Source organism: Nocardia goodfellowii, from assembly GCF_017875645.1.
GTDB lineage: Bacteria > Actinomycetota > Actinomycetes > Mycobacteriales > Mycobacteriaceae > Nocardia > Nocardia goodfellowii.
On record NZ_JAGGMR010000001.1, the window covers coordinates 6610519 to 6629036 of the forward strand.

Genomic DNA, 18518 nt, shown 5'->3' on the forward strand with positions numbered 1-18518 from the left:
CCTCTGTCAGACCTGGACGAATTCGATTCCGGACATGCGGCAGAACACCCGCCAGTCGGCGGCGTGCCGGCCCAGGTTGAGTACCTGGTGGTGTGGGCCGCCGGCGCTCAACCAGCCATCCATGCAGGCGCGCACCCCCGCGTCGGGCCGGAACTGGCCGTAGGGCATCTCCAACTGCGGCAGCGGCGGCGCGTCGAGCACCTCGCCCTCGGTCACCACCAGCCGGAAGCGTTCGTCTCCGAGCGAGACCAGGCAGGCCAGGGTGGCGGGCCCGGGGCGGTAACGGAACAGGAAGGTCGGCGGGGCGTCGAGTTTGCCGATGCCGAGTTCGCGGTGGATGAGCCGCACCGGCTCGTCGTCCCGGGCGACGCGCCAATTGCCCTCGCCCATATGGCTCATCAGGATCGAGTCGGACGGGAAGTCCATGGCGTACATCTCGGTGAAGTGGCCGTCGCCGATGAGCTGGTGCCCGGCGTACACCATGGCGGCGGCCAGCGCGTCGCCCTCCGCTCCGTACCCGTAGCCCTTGGCCATCAGGCTCGACGCCGCGGCCAGCGGCAGCCGCCGGAACCGCCCGTCGTCGCCGATGGCGTCGAAATGCGTGGAGTACGCGCCATAGCCGCGGTCGGTGAGAATGCGTTCGATGGCGATCTGCATGCGGGCGTGGTCCTCGCGTTCCAGCGCGGTCAGCGCCGGATCGACCGCGAAACGGGTGTCCTCCCACTCGATCAGCGCCCGCACCTCGTCGTCGGTGACATCGCGGGTGCCCCGGTACAGGTCACCGGGGGCGAGGTAGCTGATCTCCGGGCCCAGGGCCCGCAGCAGGGCGTTCTCGTCGACGCGGATATCGCCCATATCGTTCATGGCGTAGCCGAAGACGCCGATCTTCAACGACTTCCAGGCCGTCACCGCGCGGGCGGAGCGGGCCCAGCGGTCCACCCGGTCATGGAACTCGGCGCTGCGCCAATCCTCGGTGATCACTTCGAAGGGGCGGTCGGCGCGCACCATGGCGTTGGCCGTGTCCTGCGCGCCGTGGATGCCCTGGTTGTAGGTCATGTCGGCCATGTCCCAGGCGGCGGTAACGGCCGGCTCGGGCTGAATGTTGGCCAGCAGCACCGGCATCCGGTTCTCGTTGAACAGCCGGGCGACCCGCATGGCCGGGCCGTAGGTCAGCAGGACGACCATGACCCCGTCGAGTTCGCCGTGCTGGAATTCGCGCATGACCGCCTCGGCGTCGGCGCGGTCTTTGACCGGGCGGCCGACGGTCCAGTCGGCGACATCGGCGAGTTGGTCGGCGATGGCTTCGGCGTAGCCCGCCTGGCGTTCGGTGATACCGGGAATCATGTGGTCGTAGAGGGCCTGCATGATGCCGAGCAGACCGATGCGCGGCTTGCGGGTGGTGGCCGTCGTGGCGGAGGCCGAGGGTGCGGTCACGAGGGAGAACTCCTTCTTCGGAGCCGGTAGAACCGGCGAAATCAGCGCTGGCCGTATACGTTTCGGTAGCGGTCGTGCAGGCTGTCCACGGCGGACTGCGGAATGGGAACCGGCTCGCCGAGACTGCGAGCCAGGTGTGCGGTGCGTGCCACGTCCTCGCACATGACCGCGGCCTTGACCGCCGCGCGCGCGTCCGGACCGATGGTGAACACGCCGTGGTTCTTCATCAGGACGGCCGGAGAACGATGTCCGGCAAGGGTTTCCACCACGCCCCGGCCGATCTCGTCGCCACCGATGAGCGCGAACGGCCCGACCGGGATCGCACCGCCGAATTCGTCGGCCATGGCGGTGAGGACGCACGGAATGGGCTCGGCCCGCGCCGCCCACGCACTGGCGAAGGACGAATGGGTGTGCACCACACCGCCGACGTGCGGCATGTGCCGGTAGATATAGGCGTGCGCGGCCGTGTCGCTGGACGGGGACAGCGCGCCGTCGACCAGGTTGCCGTCCAAGTCGCACACCACCATCGATTCGGGGGTGAGGTCGTCGTAGGAGACGCCGCTGGGCTTGATGACCATCAGGTCCTGCCCGGCTACGCGGGCCGATACATTGCCCGCGGTCCAGGCCACCAGGCCCCAGCGCACCAGCTCACGGTGCAGATCGACCAGTTGGGTGCGCAGTCCGGCGAGATCGAGGTCGGTCATGCGGTGGCTACCTCCGTGCGAGTGGCGTTACGAATACGGCGCAGCCGGTGCAGTACCTGGGTGCCGCCGCGGCCGAAATGGTCGTGCAGGGTGCGGTATTCGGCGTAGAGCGCGTCGTAGGCGGTGACGCGACCCGGGTCCGGCAGGTAGGCGGCATTGCTGACCCGGCCCATCGCCGCCGAGGCCACGCGCACGTCCGGGTACGCGCCCGCCGCGACGGCGGCATGAATGGCCGAGCCGAGCGCAGGGCCTTGTTCGGAGCCGAGTACCGAGAGGGGCAGGCCCGTGACGTCTGCGTAGATCTGCATGAGCAGCGGATTTTTGAGGAGTCCACCCGCGACGATCAGCTCTCGCACGGGAACGCCTGCGGCATTGAAGGTTTCGATGATCATGCGGGTGCCGAAGGCGGTCGCCTCGAGCAGGGCGCGATAGATGTCCTCGGGCCGGGTGGACAGCGTCAGCCCGACCAGCACGCCCGACAGGTCGTGATCCACCAGGACGGAGCGATTGCCGCCGAGCCAATCCAGCGCGATCAGGCCGTGCTCGCCGACGCGCTGGCGTCCGGCCAGATCACCGAGATAGGCGTGCGTATCCTGCCCCCGGGCGGCCGCCTGTTCGCGATAGTGCCCCGGCACCGCGCTGTCGGCGAACCAGGCGAAGATATCGCCCACCGCGCTCTGCCCTGCCTCGTAACCCCAACTACCGCTGACGATCCCGCCGTCGACGACACCGCACATGCCGGGCACCTCGGCCAGCCGATCGCTGTTCATCACATGACAGGTGGAGGTGCCCATGACCGCGAGCAGCTGACCCTCCCCCACGGCCTGCGCCGCGGGCGCGGTCACGTGCGCGTCGACATTGCCGACCGCGACCGCGATGCCCGGGCGCAGACCGGTCCACCGTGCCGCCCGCTCGGTCAGGCCGCCGGCACGACCGCCGAGCGGCGACAACGGATGGGCGAGCTTGCCGACGAAGTCGGCGAAACCCGGATTCAGGGCGGTCAGATAGGCGCGGCCGGGCCAGGCATCGTCCTGATGCTGCCCCTTGTACCCCGCCGTGCAGACATTGCGAGTTTCCCGCCCGCACAGCTGCCAGACGATCCAGTCCGCCGCCTCGATGAATCGCGCTGCGGCAGCGTAGATCTCAGGGTCTTCCTCCAGCATCTGGAGCCCTTTGGCGAATTCCCACTCACTGGAGATGCGACCGCCGTAGCGGCCGATCCAGGGCTCGCCGAGCTCGTGGGCCACCGCGGTGACCCGGTCCGCCTGCGGTTGTGCGGCGTGGTGCTTCCACAATTTGGGATACGCGTGCGGGCGTCCGGCGAACTGCGGCAACCGGCACAGCGGAGTTCCCTCCGCCGTGGTCGGCAGGACCGTGCAGGCCGTGAAATCCGTTGCGATGCCGATGATGTCGGCCGGATCGACCTGAGCCGCGCGCACCGCCGCGGGCACCGCGACGCGCAGCACGTCCAGATAGTCCTCGGGATCTTGCAGCGCCCAATCCGGTGCCAGCGGCACCCCGGTGGCGGGCAGCTCCCGCTCGATCACCCCGTGCCGGTACGCACAGATCGCGGTGCCCAACTCCGCGCCGTCACGCACCCGCACGACCAGGGCGCGACCGGACAGCGTCCCGAAGTCGACCCCAACGACGTACTTGTCGGCCATGTATCGCTCCCAGCTATGTTAACGCTCACATTGTTACCTACGACACTGGGCGGATGTCAAGGTTCGCGGCGCGACGGGAGGATGCGGACGATTCGAAATCGCTATATAGCAAGGTGATACGAGGTATCACTTTGGCAGCCAAACTCAGAGCGAGCACCTATCAGGCGCGTGGTCGCGGTGTGAGCGCTCACCACGCGCCGATCGGCGCGGCTGATTTCGAACTCGCTGACGGTCGTGGCGTGTTCGACGGGCCTGGCCGCAGGTCGAACCGGCGGCGGCCCCGGTGCGGCAACGGCTCTGGCGGACAAGCTGATCCGGGGCACGGCAGCGCCCTGGTTCAAAGCTCGTAGGTTCGGGTTACCGCGATCAGATCTCCGTCTTCTCGGGTCGAGGCGACGGTGTCGCTGGGGCGGGGACGGAAGCCTGGTGCGTCGGCGAGGTTGTAGGACTCGTCGATGGCGGTCACTCGGATTCGGGTGGCGCCAGGCGTACGCAGTGTGATGTCGACTCCTTCCGGTGGAAGGTCGCGGAGGCGTATTTCGCCCGGCCAGGTCTTGGCGCGTGCACCGGTGACGTCGAGAGTGGACGATGTCATGCCCGGAAATGTCGCGGTTACCCGGTCGATCCGGTGATCGACGCGAAGTACCAGTGCGGTCGCCGCTCGCCGGGACGCCACGTGCAGCGTGACGGTGTCGCCGTCGCGGCCGCGGCGGTCGATCGACGGACCGTCGAGTGCCATCGGTTCGGCCACACCGGTCCAGAGCGGGCCGCGCGCGTATCCGGGCGAAAGCTGGGATACATCTTGGGTTTTCAGGTATTCGCGGGTCCAGTCGGCAGGTTCGGCTTCCCCGCTCACCCAGCTCGCCGTGCCGGTGTCCGCGTTGAGCACGTAGGCGAGGTGCGAGCGTTCGGGGTGATCGGCGTCGACGGTGTCCACCGCGAGACCGGTGCCGACCAGCGCCGCCGCCAGGATCGCGGCGGTGGCCGGTACGGCGGCGGTGGCTCGTTGCCCCCGGGCGGGGGACGGCAGCAACAGCTCGAACACCGGGAGCAGCAGCAGCCCGAACAGTGTCAAACACACAGCGGTTACGCCACCGAGAGCCAAGCCCAAGCCGTTGAACAGATTACGAGCCAGCGTTGGTAGTACCGCGGTGGCGACCAAGAGCCCCAGCGTCAGTGCGACGACCGGGAACCAGCTCCCCCGGACCGGCAGCAGCAGTGCCGCCAACGCGCCCAACGCCGCGAACAACGCCGGCAGCGCGAACAGGAACGACGCGCCTGGCGCGAAGAGCGCGCACGCGATTCCAGCCGCGACCGGCCAGGTCAGAGCGCCGATCGCCAGCGCCGCCGGGCCCAGGCGGCGGCGAAGCAGCAGATACCAGCCGGATAAAGCCGTCGCGACCACCGCGACGAGGGCGCACTGGTAAGCCATCGGGCGATGCAGAAGTCCGCCCATCAGGTCGTAGCCGGGGCGCAACCAGACCAGCGCCGACCACATGGCCTGGCCGAGGAACAGCGACACCGCCAGGGGTACCGCCACCGAGACGGCGCTGACGAGGATGCGCGGAACGCTCACCAGCCGCCGCTGTCGCGCTGCCACCGCGAGGGCGACGAGCAGTAACAGAGCCAGCAGGGCGATCGGCGAAACCAGCGCGTCCGAGTAGGTGACCATGTGGCCGAACAGGCGAAAGTAGGTCGCGTCGTGGTCGGACCGCAGCTCGGGCAGATCAGCAGCGCCCAGGGCGCGAGACAGCTGCAGCATGTTCTCGCCGTGGTGCTGCAGACTGCTCCGGTCGAGGTTGGCGAGAGAGTCACCGGCGGTGTGATAGTGCGACGAGTTCTCGATGTAGGCGAAGTTCAGTCCGGTGAAACCGGCATCCCGTAACGCGCTGAAGTCGGTGTTGTTGGGCAGTATTCGATACAGCTGGACCAGCGCCGAGTCACCTCGGGGATGGGGCACCGCCTCGGCGAACAACGAGACCAAATCGGCGTTGTGCTCCGAGGTCTCGAACATCAGAGACGGTCCGCTGACTCCCCGGGCCTCCCAGTTGAGCACCACACCACCGGCGCGAGCCAGCGGGTGTGCACGTGCGAACGCGTCCGCGCCGAGTACGCCGTCTTCCTCACCGTCGGTGAACAGCAGGACGAGGTCGTTGCGCAGACCGCCTTGCGCGCTGATCAGCTGACCGACCTCGAGCATCGCCGCCACCGCCGCGCCATCGTCGGAAGCACCGGGGCCCATCGCGGCGGAATCGTAATGTGCGGCCAGCACAACCGTTCCGGTGGCGTCGCGTCCGGGCAGCGTCGCCACCACGTTGTCCACTCGGCCGAAAGTCGCGAGGCCGGTCGAGGAGCGAGTGCCGAGGGCGTGCTGAGTGGTCACGAAGAACCCGGCCGACCGCAGCTGCTCGGTGAGGTATTCCCGCGCCCGGTCACTGGCCGGACTGCCCAGCGGCCGCGGCTCGGTCGCGAAACGGTGCAGATGGGTCAGTGCCCGTTCGGCGCTGAATCTGTCGGTAACGGATGCGGAAAGCGGTTGCTGGCCGCTGCCTTCGCCCAGCACGGTTACCGCGACCGCGGCCAGCAGAACCAGCAGCGCCGCTACTCCCGCCTTTATCCGATGGGGAGTTTCGATCAGTTTTTCGATCACGATGCGACGCTATGCAGCGGGAATATCGATCAGTACGGGGAAATCCGCACACCGAGTGCGGAAAACCACAATGGTCCGCCCGGAAAACCGCAATGGTCCGCCGATTTCACGCCGGTAACGTCGTTTTCATGGATATCGTCGCAACCACGAACACCACAGAGCTGGGTGGTGTCGCCGCATGGGCGGTCGATCTGATGGAACGCCTCGGCGGCTTCGGCGCCGGGCTGGCCATAGCCGCGGAGAACTTGTTCCCGCCGTTGCCGAGCGAAGTGATCCTGCCGCTGGCCGGATTCGCTGCCGCGCGCGGGGAGATATCTCTCGTCGGTGCGATCGGCTGGACGACCGCCGGTTCACTGATCGGCGCGACCGTGCTCTATCTGCTCGGAGTCGCGCTCGGCCGTGATCGGTTGTACGCGATCGTGCGTCGCCTGCCGCTGGTGCACACCGACGATCTTGCGCGCAGCGAGGAATGGTTCGCCCGGCACGGCCGCAAGGCAGTGCTGTTCGGCCGCATGGTTCCGATCGTGCGCAGTCTGGTCTCGATTCCGGCGGGCGTGCAGCGCATGCCGCTCGGTCAGTTCGTCGCGCTGACCGCACTGGGCAGCGCGATCTGGAATTCGCTGTTCGTTCTCGCCGGACATAGTCTCGGCGCGAATTGGGAGACGGTCTCGGAATACGTCTCGCGGTATCAATTGCTGGTGTTGGCGCTGATCGCGCTCGGCGTAGTCGTGTGGTTTGTTCGCCGCTTGCGCGCCCGGCTAGCCTGACCGCGTGATCATGGCGAAGTTGCCCGACTCGTTCGTGCGGGCCATCCGCGCGCTGGTCGGCGCGATATTCGGAACGATCACCGCGCTCACCGGACTGTTCGCGGCGCTCGCGGGCCGCGACACCCGGCTGCCCCGCCAGGTGCGTCGCGACCGGCAGCGCCTGGTCCGGTGGTTCGGCGCATCCGCGGTCGGTGACCTGCCGGATCGCGACCCCCGCCGATATGTCCTGGCGCGCTCGGCTTACGGCATCGTCGGGGGCGTCCTACTCGTCGGTGTGCTGGTCGCCGCGGTGGGTTATTTCAGCTGGGCGGTCGAACTCACCGCGCGGGGACGGATCCCGATCCAAACCGGCGCGGTGACGATGGCGGTCGGCGCCGTCGGCGTCTACCTGTGCGCGCGGTTCGCGATCGCCCTCGGGCGGTGGGACGTCACACTCGCGCTGCGCTTCCTCGCCGCCGACCCGACACAGCATCGCCTGCGCGAGCTGGAACGCACCCGCGCCGACGTCGTCCGCGCGGTGGACGACGAGCGCCGCCGGATCGAACGAGCCCTGCACGACGGTGTCCAACAGCGCGCTGTCGCGTTGGCACTGCAACTCGGCCGAGCCCGCCGCCGCACGAGCGGGGAAACCGCCGAATTGGTCACCGAACTCGACCGCGCGGCCGTCGAGGCCGGACAGTTGATCCGCGACTTGCGCGAGGTCGCCTGGCGGATCTATCCAGCGGTCCTCGACGAGCACGGACTCGAAGTCGCATTGCGCGGGTTGTCGGCACACACCACGATGCCGCTCCGGCTCGAGGTCCATCTGGACCGCCCACCGGAGCCCGCGATCGCGGCCGCGGCGTACTTCGTAGTCGCCGAAGCTGTCACCAATGCGGTCAAACACTCCGGCGCCCATACCGTTTCGGTTTCGGTCGGCACCACGATGGATCGCCTGACAGCGGAGGTGCACGACGACGGATGCGGCGGAGCCGACCCCGCCGGGACGGGCCTGACCGGTCTGCGGCGGCGCGTCGCCGCGCTGGACGGAACTCTGCACGTCCGCAGCCCCGCGGGTGGGCCGACCGTTTTGCGAGCGGAGTTGCCGTGCGCGTCGTGATCGCCGAGGATTCCACGCTGCTGCGCGAAGGACTGACCCGCCTGCTGGCGGATGAAGGGCATGAGGTGACCGCGGTCGGTACGGCGATCGAACTCGTCCACGAAATAGACCGTGACACACCGGATCTCGCCATCGTGGACGTCCGCATGCCGCCGACGCACTCTACCGAGGGCCTGGACGCCGCCAAGACGTTGAAAGCCCGCTATCCGGATCTCGGTGTATTGGTGCTGTCCCAGTACGTCGAACAGCGCAGTGCCGTCGAACTTCTCACCGCGGGCCAGGGTGGCGTCGGATACCTGCTGAAGGACCGTATCGCCGACCTCGACACATTTCTGGCGGACATGAACCGGGTCGCTAACGGCGGCACCGCTTTCGATCCCGAGGTGGTCCGTCAATTGTTCGCCCAGCAACGGCGACCGCAGCCGCTCGCCGCCCTCTCGCCGCGGGAACTCGACGTTCTTCACCTACTTTCCCAGGGGTACACCAACACTGGGACAGCCGATCATCTTTCCCTGTCCGTCAGCGCGGTCGAGAAACACGTCAACGCTATTTTCACCAAGCTCGAATTGGCCAAAGACCCCAACCACAGCCAGCGCGTCCGGGCCGTGTTGATCTACCTGGAACAGAACACCTCCTGAACGCTCGCGAGGCCGGCCGTTCCACGCTGCTGTCAGCGGATCCGCTGACAGCAGCAGGGGGCGATTTCCGGGGTCGGGCTGGGGCACGGTGGGTGCATGGCACATGACGACAAGACGCCGACGTTCAATTGGCGCATCCGGGAACAGCTTTTCGGCCGGCGGATTCTGGTGCTCGACGGTCCGCTGGACGACGACAACGGAGCGCTGCTGATGACGCAGTTGCTGACCCTCGCCGCCGAGGATGCCGAGGCCGGGATCTCGCTGTGGATCCATTCACCGGGCGGATCGGTTCCGGCGATGCTCGCCATTCGCGATGTCATGCGGCTGGTGCCGTGTGAGGTGTCCACACTGGCGCTCGGATTAGCTTGCAGCGCTGGGCAATTCCTGCTTTCGGCCGGAACTCCGGGGCGGCGGTTCGCCTTGCCGCACGCGCGGATTCTCATGCATCAGGGCTCAGCCGGAATCGGTGGCAGTGCGGTGGAGGTCGAGGTGCAGGCCGACGATTTGCGCTACACGGTGCAGACCGTCCTCGGACTCATCTCCGAGGACACCGGCCAGCCCTACGACCAGATCTTCGAGGACTCCTTGCACGACCGATGGTTCACCGCGACCCAGGCCCGGGAGTACGGGTTCATCGACGGGATCGTCGACTCGTTCTGGCAGGTCGTTCCGCAGCGGCAGCGGGTGGGAATCTCATGACCAGCTACACGATTCCGAATGTCATCGCCCAGCATCCGCGCGGCGAGCGCATCATGGATGTGTACTCGCACCTGCTCACCGAGCGCATCGTCTACCTCGGCACCCCCATCGATTCGGGTGTCGCCAACGCGCTCATCGCGCAGCTGCTGCACCTCGACGCCGACAGTCCCGGCCAGGACATCAACCTCTACATCAATTGCGAGGGCGGAGATTTGACCGCCATGCTCGCGCTCTACGACACCATGCAGCACATCCAGTCTCCGGTGGTCACCACCTGCGTCGGCCAAGCCATCGCGGTCGGCGCGGTACTGCTGACCGGCGGCGTGGCGGGCCGGCGATCGCTGCTCCCGCACGCCCGGGTCGTCCTGCATCAACCCGCGGCTCGCGGGCAGGGCACCATCCCCGACCTCATCCTGCAGGCCGACGAGTTGGTCCGGATGCGCGCCGAGGTCGAAGCCATCCTGTCCAAGCACACCGGCCAGTCGGTGGAGACGCTGCGGCACGACACCGACCGCGACCGCGTCTTCACCGCACAGGCGGCCATCGATTACGGCATCGTCGACCAAGTACTGGCACCGCGGGATTGACCGGCGCGCAGGGCGACGGCGCGCCGGACCGAGGGGGACGGCGCGCCGGACGCTACGCCGCGAGGAGCAGCCCGTTGTAGGGAGCGTTCGCGCGCGGCCCGGCCGAACGCGTCAGGGCGGGCCGTTGCTGCTGGAACAGGTCGTCGGCGACCTGATGGATGAGCCCGCCGAGCGGGATGTCGAGCGCACCCGCCATGGCGGCGATCATCTCGCTGGAGGGTTCCTTGAGGCCGCGCTCCACCTCCGAGAGGTACTGCGGTGAAACCCCGGCTCGCCCAGCGGTTTCCGCGAGCGTCTCGCGCTGCTCCTGTCGCAGCGCCCGCAGCCGCTGCCCCAGGGCCTCCCGCCAGAGGAGCTCGCGGACAGGCCGCGGCCGGGCACCGCGCGCGGCCGGCGCAAGCCGATCGACCGGAGCCGAGGACCGTCGATCGAGGGCAGGCAGTTTCCCGGAAATCTCCGGATGCGGATTGCGCGGCCGATGGTCACGACCGCCGGGGATCGCCCGCAATCGCGGCGGTTCGGTCCGCGGAATCTCAGCGCTCGGATGCTCGCTCATAGTCGGAGCGTACGGCTGGACTCCACCCCGTGCCCGCTCCTCTGCTCTGGGCGAACAGCATCGTGCGGCTATCGCCCGCCAGTCCGATCGCTAGTGCGCGGCCGGGGCGGGAAGCAAGATCGTCCGCAGCACTTCCGCCCATTCCTCCGGGCTCGGCGGCGCGCCGGTGACCAGGGCCTGCATCAGCATGCCGTCGATCGTGGCCGCCAGGATCCGGAGCCGTATCGGGTCATCGGTGTATTGGCGGCCGAACCGCTCGATCGCGTCCAGCCAGCGTCGCGGTGGTTCACGGAGTTCGGGGCGGCAGGCGGCCAGCAGATACAGCTCGAATTCGGCCTGCAGGTGCGCGGTTTCGGCGACCGCGGCGACCGTCACCTCGGTCAGCATCCGGATGCCCTGCTCGCCGCCGCCGCTCGCCTCGGTCAGCTTCCGGATCCGCTCGGCATCCTGGTCCATGCACGAGGTGAGGGCGGCGGTGAGCAGGTCATCGATGGTTTTGAAGTGGTACGCGGCCGAGGTCGGCGGCTGACCCGCTTCTTTGGCGACGGCACGGTGACTTACCCCGGCGACGCCCTCGCGCGCGACGACCCGGATGGTGGCCTCGATCAGCTCCTTCTTGCGCCGTTCACCCTTGAGCTTGCGGCCGTCCGTAGTCGCTTCGCTCAACCTCGATCTCCTCGCGTACGGCCCCGGTGAGCGGCGCCTTTGCCAGCAATGCCACCAGCAAGGCTACGGTGCCCGCCGCCACCGCCACGGCGAAGCCCGCCTGCCCCGCCCGATCGACGACGGTGCCCGAGACGAGTGCGCCGAACGCGATGCCCGCGCTGAGACCGGTGAGTGCCCAGGTCATGCCTTCGGTCAGCGCCGCCACCGGCACTGTCCGCTCCACCAGCCCCATGGTCACGATCATCGTCGGCGCGAAGAACGCGCCGGAGACGAACATGGCCGCGGCCAGCGCGGCGATCCCGTCGACCAGGAGCAGCGGCAAGGTTGTCAGCATCGTGCCCGAGACCACGAGGACCAGCAGTCGCGGTAGTGGTATCGAGAGCCGCAAGGTCCCGAAGGCCAGCCCGGACAGTCCCGACCCGGCGGCGTAGGCGGCCACCACGATTCCCGCGCTTGCCGGTGCGCCGACCTGCTCGGCGAAAGCCACGCTGACCACATCGACGGTGCCGACGATGACACCGCCCGACGCGAGCAGCAATGCCAGCATCCGCACCGCGGGGATCCTGATGGCCGAGCCCCGGTCCTCGGTGGAAACGTCTTGCCGGACAGGAGGTTCGGTGCGCTTTTGCGGCACGAACAACAACACGCCGACCACCAGCAGAACCACGGCGAGCAACGGTCCGGCTTCGGGGAACAGTGCCGTCGACAGCACGACCGCCAACGCCGGACCGGCCACGAAGGTCAGTTCGTCGACCACCGATTCCAGCGAGAAGGCCGTGTGCATCCGGGATGTGCCCGCGTGCACGTAGGTCCAGCGGGCTCGCACCATCGCCGCCATATTCGGCAATGTCCCGGCGATGACGGCCGCGGCGAACAATGTCCAGGTGGGCGCGTCGGTGCGGACGCTGAGCAGCAACGCGGCCCAGCCGAGGACGCTGAGGCCCATGGCCGGCAGCAGTACTCGCCCCTGCCCGAGCCGGTCGACCAGCCGGGACACCTGCGGTCCGGCGATGGCCGTGCTCACCGTGAAGGTCGCCGAAACGGCCCCGGCCAGCGCATATTCCCCGCGCATCTGCGAAACCATCGTGATGATGCCGATCGCGGCCATCGCGAGTGGGATCCGGGCGATGAAGCCGGCGGCGGAAAAAGCCACGGCCCCAGGAGCTTTGAACAGGGCGAGGTAGGGATTCGCCATCGAGATCGACCTCCGCAAACAATTTGAACGAATGTTTCAATTGTTGACCCTACACGCCGGACGAGTGGGAGGATCGACCCATGACGACGGTTTCGGGTGACTTCGAATTGACCATGGACGAGTTGCGAGTAGTAGCGCGCTACGTGACGGAGAGCGCCCAGGATCTCCTTCCGGTGTTCGAGGAGACCGCACCCGGCGATCCGCGCCCGCGCGCGGCCATCGATGCCGCATGGGAATTCGTGAACGGCGCGAAAAGGACCAAGCTGCAACGGGTTACCGCCCTGGACGCGCACCGGGCCGCGAAGGAAGCAGACACCGAAGCGGCGCGTCTGGCCGCCCGGTCGGCCGGTGATGCGGCGGCCGCCGCGTATCTGCATCCGATATCGCAGGCCAGTCAGGTAGGACATATCCTGCGCGCCGCGGCGAGTGCCGCACGTGTCGCCGAGTTGCGGGCGGGCGACGATCCCGCGGTCGGAGATCGGCTGATCGAGCAGGCTCGGCGACGTGCCACACCCACCCTGGTCGCCGTCCTCTCCCGGTACCCGCCGGCGCCGACCGCCAAAAATCGCGTCGCGCAACTCATGAGCACATTGGATGCTTCGCTACGCGCGTCCGGCGGACCCGGCGGCGGGCGGTCGGGCATATTGGGGAGATGAAGTACGTATTGCTGATTTGCGACGATGAGACGTCCGCGCCGAGTATGGCGGAGATCGCCGCGGATCCGGCCTACCAGGCGTACTCGGCGGAGGTGGATCGGCGCGGCAAGAGTCTGGGCGGCGCGCGGCTGCGTCCGGTGGCGGATGCGACGACGGTCCGGGTCCGGGACGGGGAGACGCTGGTATCGGACGGCCCCTTCGCCGAGACCAAGGATTTCATCGGCGGCATCGACATCATCGACTGCGCGGATCTGGACGAGGCGATCGCGATCGCCGCACTGCACCCCTATGCGAATCGGGGTTGCGTCGAGGTCCGTCCCGTGTGGGAATGACCGCGCCACAACAGATTCGGGCCGCGGTGGACGCGGCCTACCGCGACGAGTGGGGTCAGGTCGTCGCGACTCTGATCGGGGTCACCGGCGATTGGGATCTGGCGGAGGACTGCGCCCAGGACGCCTTCGCGGCAGCGCTGACCACGTGGCCGCGCGATGGCGTGCCGGCCCGCCCGGGTGCCTGGCTCACCACGACCGCACGCAACCGCGCCCTCGATCGCCTCCGCCGGGATACGGCCGCGACCGCGAAACTGCGCCAGCTCGCTGTGCTGCACCGGGATCCGCTCGAGCCCGCCGCGGACGCCATACCCGACGACCGCCTGCGGCTCATCTTCACCTGCTGCCATCCCGCACTGCCGTTCCCCGCCCGGGTCGCCCTGACCCTGCGCACGCTCGCGGGCCTCAGCACCGCTGAGATCGCGAAGGCGTTCCTCACCGCGGAATCCGCGATGGCGCAACGACTGGTGCGCGCCAAGCGAAAGATCGTCGAGGCCGCCATCCCGTACCGAGTCCCGCCCGCGGAGTTGTTACCGCAACGGCTGACCGCTGTCCTCGCGGTGCTCTACCTGATCTTCAACCAGGGTTACGACGACGAGGACGGCAGCCGTGGACTGGCCGCCGAGGCGATTCACCTCGCCCGGATGCTGGTCCGGCTGCTGCCCGCCGAACCCGAGGCTCGCGGACTGCTGGCCCTGATGCTGTTGCTGGAGGCACGCCGCGCGCACCGGACCGACGACGGGGTGCTGGTACCGCTGGAGGATCAGGACCGCTCGCGCTGGGATCGCGCGCTCATCGCGGCGGGCACCGAGACGCTGGAAACGGCGCTGGCGATGCGGCGTTCCGGGCCGTACCAGGTGCAGGCCGCAATCGCCGCCTGCCACGCCACCGCGCCCGACGCGGCCGCCACGGACTGGCCGCAGATCGCGCAGCTCTACCGCGAGCTCGCACGGCTGGCGCCCTCCCCCGTGGTCGACCTCAACCGTGCCGTGGCGGTCGCCATGGCCGACGGGATCCCCGCGGGTCTGGCTCTGGTCGACGAACTCGATGCATCCGGCCGGCTCGACGGCTACTACCTACTGCCCGCCACCCGGGCGGATCTACTCCGCCGCGCCGGCCAGGTCGGCGCAGCCGCGGCGGCGTACGAGGCGGCACTGGAACTGGCTCCGACCGAAGCCGAACGACGCTATCTGACCGCGCGGCTGCGCGGCCTCTGAATCTTTTTCCGGCGCGATGTCGATCTGAGCCGGTCTCCTTCGTCGGTGGGGCAACAACCACCCGAGAGAAAGAGGCAGAACAATGTCGCACACCCTGACCGCCACGATGTCCGTCAGCCAGACCCCGGACGAAGTCTTCGCCGCCCTCACCGATGTGCGCGGATGGTGGAACGAGAACATCATCGGCGACACCGCCGCTCCGTACGACGAATTCGTCTTCACCGACGACTCCGAATACGCGGGGGAAACGGTCAAGGCCAAGACCGGTATCCAATACTGCCGATTCCAGATCACCGAGGTCGACCCGGGCCGGCGCATGGTCTGGCGCGTCGTGGATTCCTACCTGACTTTCATCGAGGACCGGCACGAATGGACCGACACCGTCGTCATATTCGATCTGACCGCGACCGGCGAAGGCACGACCCTGCACTTCACCCATGAAGGCCTGACGACGGAATCCCAATGCTTCGAAGCCTGCTCACGCGGCTGGGAGTTCTACATCACCAAGAGCCTGCCGCAATTGATCACCACCGGTACGGGTGATCCCATTACGAAGTACAAGTCCTGAATCGCCGCGGACCGGCAAAACGGAACGCTTAGTCGAACCGATTGCTACGTCTATGCTTTCGCGGTATGCGCAGCGACGAATACCAGAACTTCGACGCGCTGGGCCTGGCCCAGCTCGTCGAAGCCGGGGACGTAACGCCCGGCGAGCTTCTCGAAGTCGCTCGGCAGCAGGCCGACACGGTAAACGGCCGCGTCAACGCGATCGTCCGATTCATGAACGCCGAGGCCGACCAGCGCGTAACCGATTCATTGACCGGACCTTTCGCCGGTGTTCCGTTTCTGATCAAGGACCTCGCCCAGGATTACGCCGGTCTGCCCAGCAGCAGCGGGTCTCGTTCCTTGGCGGGGATTCCGGCCACCGAGCATTCGACGGTGGTGCGGCGATGGATCGATGCCGGGCTTGTCATCTTCGGGAAAACCAACGCTCCCGAGTTCGGCGCCAAGGGCATCACCGAACCCCGGCTCTTCGGCCCGGCTCGCAATCCGTGGTGTCTGGATCGAACCCCCGGCGGCTCGTCCGGGGGTTCGGCGGCGGCGGTCGCGGCCGGCATCGTTCCGGTGGCCGGGGCGAACGACGGCGGCGGCTCCATCCGTATCCCCGCCGCCTGTTGCGGACTCGTCGGCCTCAAGCCGGGACGCGGACTGCTGCCGATGGGGCCCAGCGTCGGCGAGGCCATGCACGGCGCCGCGGTCCAGGGCGTGGTGTCACGCACGGTGCGCGATACCGCCGCCATGCTCGACGTCCTCAAAGGCGGCGAACCCAGCGGGCCCTACCTCCCCGCCGTGCCGGACGCGACGTTCCTATCCCAGGTCGGGGCCGACCCGGGGCGACTACGCATCGGCATCTGCACCTTCTCCGCCATCAACTCCGCACCCCATCCGGAGGCTCAGGCCGCTGTCGACGCGGCGGCCGCGGCACTCACCGACCTGCACCACGCCGTCGAAATCCTGGACAAACCACCGTTCGACGACCAAGCCCTGGCGCAGGACTTCCTCTTGACCTGGTTCACGTTCCTGGCGTGGGAGGTCGATGACGCCAAGCGCCGAACCGGTTGCGGCGACGAGGGTTTCGAGTTCGACACGCGCATGATGGCCGCGCTGGGGCGGGCCACCGGCAGCGTCGAATACGTCGACGCCGTCATGCGCCGTCATGATCACGCACGGCGACTGTCGACCTTCTTCGACAGCTACGACCTGCTGCTGACCCCCACCCTCGCCGATCTGCCGCCCCGAATCGGTTCGCTGGACACGCCCCGGCCGCTGCGCCGGGCCGCGGAGCTACTACTCAAGACAGGCACGGCGGGCCTGCTGCGCCATTCCACGCTGATGGACCAGATCATTCACAACAGCCTGAGCTGGACCCCGTATACGCAGGTCGCGAACGTGACGGGCCGGCCGGCCCTGTCGCTGCCACTGCATTGGACCGCCGACGACATTCCGATGGGTGTGCAGTTCACGGCGCAACTGGGCGGCGAGGCGATGCTGCTGCGCCTGGCGGCGCAACTGGAGCAGGCCGTGCCGTGGCGCGACCGGCGACCGACGATCTAGCGGACGAGATCACCGGACGGTTCCAGCGCAGTGCCGACAATCTCGGCCGCGGTAGCCGAGCGCACCTCGTCGACGCTGATTCCGGGCGCGGTTTCCACCAGCACCAATCCCGCGTCGGTGACGTCGAGCACCGCCATATCGGTGATGATCCGCTGCACGCAGCGCAGGCCGGTGAGCGGAAGGGTGCACTGCTCGAGGATTTTCGGTTCACCGCGCCGCGAGACATGCTCCATCATCACGATGACCCGGCGTGCGCCGTGCACCAGGTCCATCGCCCCGCCCATGCCTTTGACCATGTGCCCGGGAATCATCCAGTTCGCCAGATCGCCGCGGACGCTGACCTGCATGGCCCCGAGGACCGCGACATCGACCTGCCCGCTGCGGATCATCCCGAAGGACTGCGCGGAGTCGAAGTAGGACGCGCCGGGCAGGACGGTGATGGTTTCCTTTCCCGCATTGATCAATTCGGGATCGAGTTCGTCTTCGGTGGGGTACGGGCCGACGCCGAGGACGCCGTTCTCCGAATGCAGAACCACCGTGATGTCATCGGGCAGGTAGTTGGGCACCATCGTGGGCATCCCGATGCCGAGATTGACGTACTGGCCGTCTACCAATTCCGCGGCCACCCGGGCGGCCATCTGCTCACGTGTCAGTTTCATGCTCGCACCGTCCGCTGTTCGATACCGACCTCGACCTTGCCGACGTGCACTAGGCGCTGCACGTGGATGCCAGGAGTGTGCACTTGATCCGGGTCGAGTTCACCGGGCTCCACCAGGTGCTCGACCTGGGCGATGGTGATCCGGCCCGCGGCGGCCGCCGGCGGATTGAAGTTGCGGGCGCTGCGCCGGTACACCAGATTGCCGTGCCGGTCGCCCTTCCAGGCGTGCACCAGGGCGTAGTCGGTGACGATGGCGCGTTCCAGGACGTAGTCGACACCGTCGAATTCCCGGGTCTCCTTCGGCGGGCTGGCCACCGCGATGCCGCCGCGACCGTCGTAGCGCAGCGGCAAGCCGCCCTCGGCGACCTGGGTACCGACGCCCGCCGGAGTGAAGAACGCCGGAATCCCCGCGCCGCCCGCCCGCAGCCGCTCGGCGAGGGTGCCCTGCGGAGTCAACTCCACCTCCAGTTCACCGGCCAGGTACTGCCGTGCGAATTCCGCGTTGGAGCCGACGTAGGAGCTGATCGTGCGGCGAATCCGGTGTGCGGCGAGCAGCACGCCGAGGCCGAAACCTGAAGTGCCGCAGTTGTTGCTGACTGTCTCCAGGTCGGTCGCGCCCTGCTCGAGCAACGCGTCGATCAAGACCGCGGGCACCCCGACCAAGCCGAATCCGCCCACGGCGAGCGACGCGCCGTCGGGCACATCGGCGACCGCCTCGGCGGCCGTGGCAATGACTTTATCCATCACCTGGCCCACGGTAGCCGAACGCGTACGTATTGTGAACACGAATTCGTATAGCGAACATTTTTGCCGCAGCCTGTTGCTCGCGTCACGATCAGCTGCCTATGCTGTTCGCATACCGAGAACATGTCCACATACCGAAC

At 67.9% G+C, this 18518-nt stretch carries 19 protein-coding genes; 10 read left to right on the forward strand and 9 right to left on the reverse strand.

Going from position 1 to position 18518, the window contains the following annotated elements:
- Nucleotides 1-6: 6 nt before the first annotated feature.
- The 4 genes from BJ987_RS30665 to BJ987_RS30680 form a co-directional block, all read right to left on the reverse strand.
- Nucleotides 7-1434 carry an L-fucose/L-arabinose isomerase family protein gene (locus tag BJ987_RS30665; RefSeq protein ID WP_307869804.1) on the reverse strand — a complete coding sequence of 476 codons (1428 nt, stop codon included), beginning with the start codon at nt 1432-1434 and terminating at the stop codon, nt 7-9.
- A gap of 41 nt (nt 1435-1475) precedes the next feature.
- The gene (locus BJ987_RS30670) at nt 1476-2138 is read right to left on the reverse strand and encodes an L-ribulose-5-phosphate 4-epimerase (RefSeq protein ID WP_209896562.1); all 663 of its coding nucleotides are present in this window, start codon (nt 2136-2138) and stop codon (nt 1476-1478) included.
- Complete coding sequence (gene araB / locus BJ987_RS30675) at nt 2135-3802, reverse strand: ribulokinase (RefSeq protein WP_209896563.1); 1668 nt, start codon at nt 3800-3802, stop codon at nt 2135-2137. Before araB ends, BJ987_RS30670 begins: the two co-directional genes overlap by 4 nt.
- A gap of 337 nt (nt 3803-4139) precedes the next feature.
- Nucleotides 4140-6452: a M28 family peptidase gene (locus BJ987_RS30680; RefSeq protein WP_209896564.1), complete on the reverse strand. Its 2313-nt coding sequence runs from the start codon at nt 6450-6452 to the stop codon at nt 4140-4142.
- A 128-nt stretch (nt 6453-6580) separates the two neighbouring features.
- On the opposite strand from BJ987_RS30680, the gene BJ987_RS30685 reads away from it, so the two are divergent.
- The 5 genes from BJ987_RS30685 (at nt 6581) to BJ987_RS30705 (ending at nt 10242) form a co-directional block, all read left to right on the forward strand.
- A complete protein-coding gene (locus BJ987_RS30685; RefSeq protein WP_209896565.1) occupies nt 6581-7219 on the forward strand; it encodes a DedA family protein in 639 nt (212 codons plus the stop codon).
- Between the two features lie 10 nt (nt 7220-7229).
- Nucleotides 7230-8318, forward strand: coding sequence for a sensor histidine kinase (locus tag BJ987_RS30690; RefSeq protein ID WP_209899351.1), 1089 nt, complete (start codon nt 7230-7232; stop codon nt 8316-8318).
- Complete coding sequence (locus BJ987_RS30695) at nt 8306-8956, forward strand: response regulator transcription factor (protein ID WP_209896566.1); 651 nt, start codon at nt 8306-8308, stop codon at nt 8954-8956. The genes BJ987_RS30690 and BJ987_RS30695 overlap by 13 nt, the downstream gene beginning before the upstream one ends.
- A gap of 96 nt (nt 8957-9052) precedes the next feature.
- Nucleotides 9053-9655 carry a ClpP family protease gene (locus tag BJ987_RS30700; protein ID WP_209896567.1) on the forward strand — a complete coding sequence of 201 codons (603 nt, stop codon included), beginning with the start codon at nt 9053-9055 and terminating at the stop codon, nt 9653-9655.
- Nucleotides 9652-10242, forward strand: coding sequence for a ClpP family protease (locus BJ987_RS30705; protein WP_209896568.1), 591 nt, complete (start codon nt 9652-9654; stop codon nt 10240-10242). The genes BJ987_RS30700 and BJ987_RS30705 overlap by 4 nt, the downstream gene beginning before the upstream one ends.
- A gap of 52 nt (nt 10243-10294) precedes the next feature.
- Here the strand turns inward: BJ987_RS30705 and BJ987_RS38290 are convergent, their stop codons facing one another.
- The 3 genes from BJ987_RS38290 to BJ987_RS30720 form a co-directional block, all read right to left on the reverse strand.
- Nucleotides 10295-10798: a helix-turn-helix domain-containing protein gene (locus BJ987_RS38290; RefSeq protein WP_209896569.1), complete on the reverse strand. Its 504-nt coding sequence runs from the start codon at nt 10796-10798 to the stop codon at nt 10295-10297.
- Nucleotides 10799-10888: 90 nt separating this feature from the next.
- Entirely contained in the window at nt 10889-11464 is a 576-nt protein-coding gene (locus tag BJ987_RS30715; RefSeq protein WP_209896570.1) for a TetR/AcrR family transcriptional regulator, read from the reverse strand.
- On the reverse strand, nt 11424-12659 hold the full coding sequence (locus BJ987_RS30720; RefSeq protein WP_209896571.1) for an MFS transporter: 1236 nt from the start codon (nt 12657-12659) through the stop codon (nt 11424-11426). The genes BJ987_RS30715 and BJ987_RS30720 overlap by 41 nt, the downstream gene beginning before the upstream one ends.
- 80 nt (nt 12660-12739) lie before the next feature.
- Between BJ987_RS30720 and BJ987_RS30725 the strand changes: the two genes are divergently transcribed.
- The 5 genes from BJ987_RS30725 (at nt 12740) to BJ987_RS30745 (ending at nt 16976) form a co-directional block, all read left to right on the forward strand.
- Nucleotides 12740-13315 carry a putative immunity protein gene (locus tag BJ987_RS30725; RefSeq protein ID WP_209896572.1) on the forward strand — a complete coding sequence of 192 codons (576 nt, stop codon included), beginning with the start codon at nt 12740-12742 and terminating at the stop codon, nt 13313-13315.
- Entirely contained in the window at nt 13312-13647 is a 336-nt protein-coding gene (locus BJ987_RS30730; RefSeq protein WP_209896573.1) for a YciI family protein, read from the forward strand. The genes BJ987_RS30725 and BJ987_RS30730 overlap by 4 nt, the downstream gene beginning before the upstream one ends.
- Nucleotides 13644-14861, forward strand: a complete 1218-nt coding sequence (locus tag BJ987_RS30735) for an RNA polymerase sigma factor (RefSeq protein ID WP_209896574.1) — start codon at nt 13644-13646, stop codon at nt 14859-14861. The genes BJ987_RS30730 and BJ987_RS30735 overlap by 4 nt, the downstream gene beginning before the upstream one ends.
- An 82-nt stretch (nt 14862-14943) precedes the next feature.
- Nucleotides 14944-15429 (forward strand): SRPBCC family protein, encoded by a 486-nt coding sequence (locus tag BJ987_RS30740; RefSeq protein ID WP_209896575.1) that lies wholly within the window; start codon nt 14944-14946, stop codon nt 15427-15429.
- 65 nt (nt 15430-15494) lie between these two features.
- A complete protein-coding gene (locus tag BJ987_RS30745; RefSeq protein ID WP_209896576.1) occupies nt 15495-16976 on the forward strand; it encodes an amidase in 1482 nt (493 codons plus the stop codon).
- On the opposite strand, the gene BJ987_RS30750 is transcribed toward BJ987_RS30745, so the two are convergent.
- On the reverse strand, nt 16973-17635 hold the full coding sequence (locus tag BJ987_RS30750) for a CoA transferase subunit B (protein ID WP_209896577.1): 663 nt from the start codon (nt 17633-17635) through the stop codon (nt 16973-16975). The genes BJ987_RS30745 and BJ987_RS30750 overlap by 4 nt on opposite strands.
- Complete coding sequence (locus BJ987_RS30755) at nt 17632-18378, reverse strand: CoA transferase subunit A (RefSeq protein WP_209896578.1); 747 nt, start codon at nt 18376-18378, stop codon at nt 17632-17634. Before BJ987_RS30755 ends, BJ987_RS30750 begins: the two co-directional genes overlap by 4 nt.
- Between the last annotated feature and the right edge of the window lie 140 nt (nt 18379-18518).

Coding starts and splice junctions, on each gene's coding strand:
- BJ987_RS30690 (WP_209899351.1), top strand. CDS start 7,230: ATGGCGAAGTTGCCCGACTCGTTCGTGCGGGCCATCCGCGCGCTGGTC.
- BJ987_RS30705 (WP_209896568.1), top strand. CDS start 9,652: ATGACCAGCTACACGATTCCGAATGTCATCGCCCAGCATCCGCGCGGC.
- BJ987_RS30735 (WP_209896574.1), top strand. CDS start 13,644: ATGACCGCGCCACAACAGATTCGGGCCGCGGTGGACGCGGCCTACCGC.
- BJ987_RS30740 (WP_209896575.1), top strand. CDS start 14,944: ATGTCGCACACCCTGACCGCCACGATGTCCGTCAGCCAGACCCCGGAC.
- BJ987_RS30685 (WP_209896565.1), top strand. CDS start 6,581: ATGGATATCGTCGCAACCACGAACACCACAGAGCTGGGTGGTGTCGCC.
- BJ987_RS30720 (WP_209896571.1), bottom strand. CDS start 12,659: ATGGCGAATCCCTACCTCGCCCTGTTCAAAGCTCCTGGGGCCGTGGCT.
- BJ987_RS30730 (WP_209896573.1), top strand. CDS start 13,312: ATGAAGTACGTATTGCTGATTTGCGACGATGAGACGTCCGCGCCGAGT.
- BJ987_RS30750 (WP_209896577.1), bottom strand. CDS start 17,635: ATGAAACTGACACGTGAGCAGATGGCCGCCCGGGTGGCCGCGGAATTG.
- BJ987_RS30700 (WP_209896567.1), top strand. CDS start 9,053: ATGGCACATGACGACAAGACGCCGACGTTCAATTGGCGCATCCGGGAA.
- BJ987_RS30755 (WP_209896578.1), bottom strand. CDS start 18,378: ATGGATAAAGTCATTGCCACGGCCGCCGAGGCGGTCGCCGATGTGCCC.
- BJ987_RS30745 (WP_209896576.1), top strand. CDS start 15,495: ATGCGCAGCGACGAATACCAGAACTTCGACGCGCTGGGCCTGGCCCAG.
- araB (WP_209896563.1), bottom strand. CDS start 3,802: ATGGCCGACAAGTACGTCGTTGGGGTCGACTTCGGGACGCTGTCCGGT.
- BJ987_RS30725 (WP_209896572.1), top strand. CDS start 12,740: ATGACGACGGTTTCGGGTGACTTCGAATTGACCATGGACGAGTTGCGA.
- BJ987_RS38290 (WP_209896569.1), bottom strand. CDS start 10,798: ATGAGCGAGCATCCGAGCGCTGAGATTCCGCGGACCGAACCGCCGCGA.
- BJ987_RS30670 (WP_209896562.1), bottom strand. CDS start 2,138: ATGACCGACCTCGATCTCGCCGGACTGCGCACCCAACTGGTCGATCTG.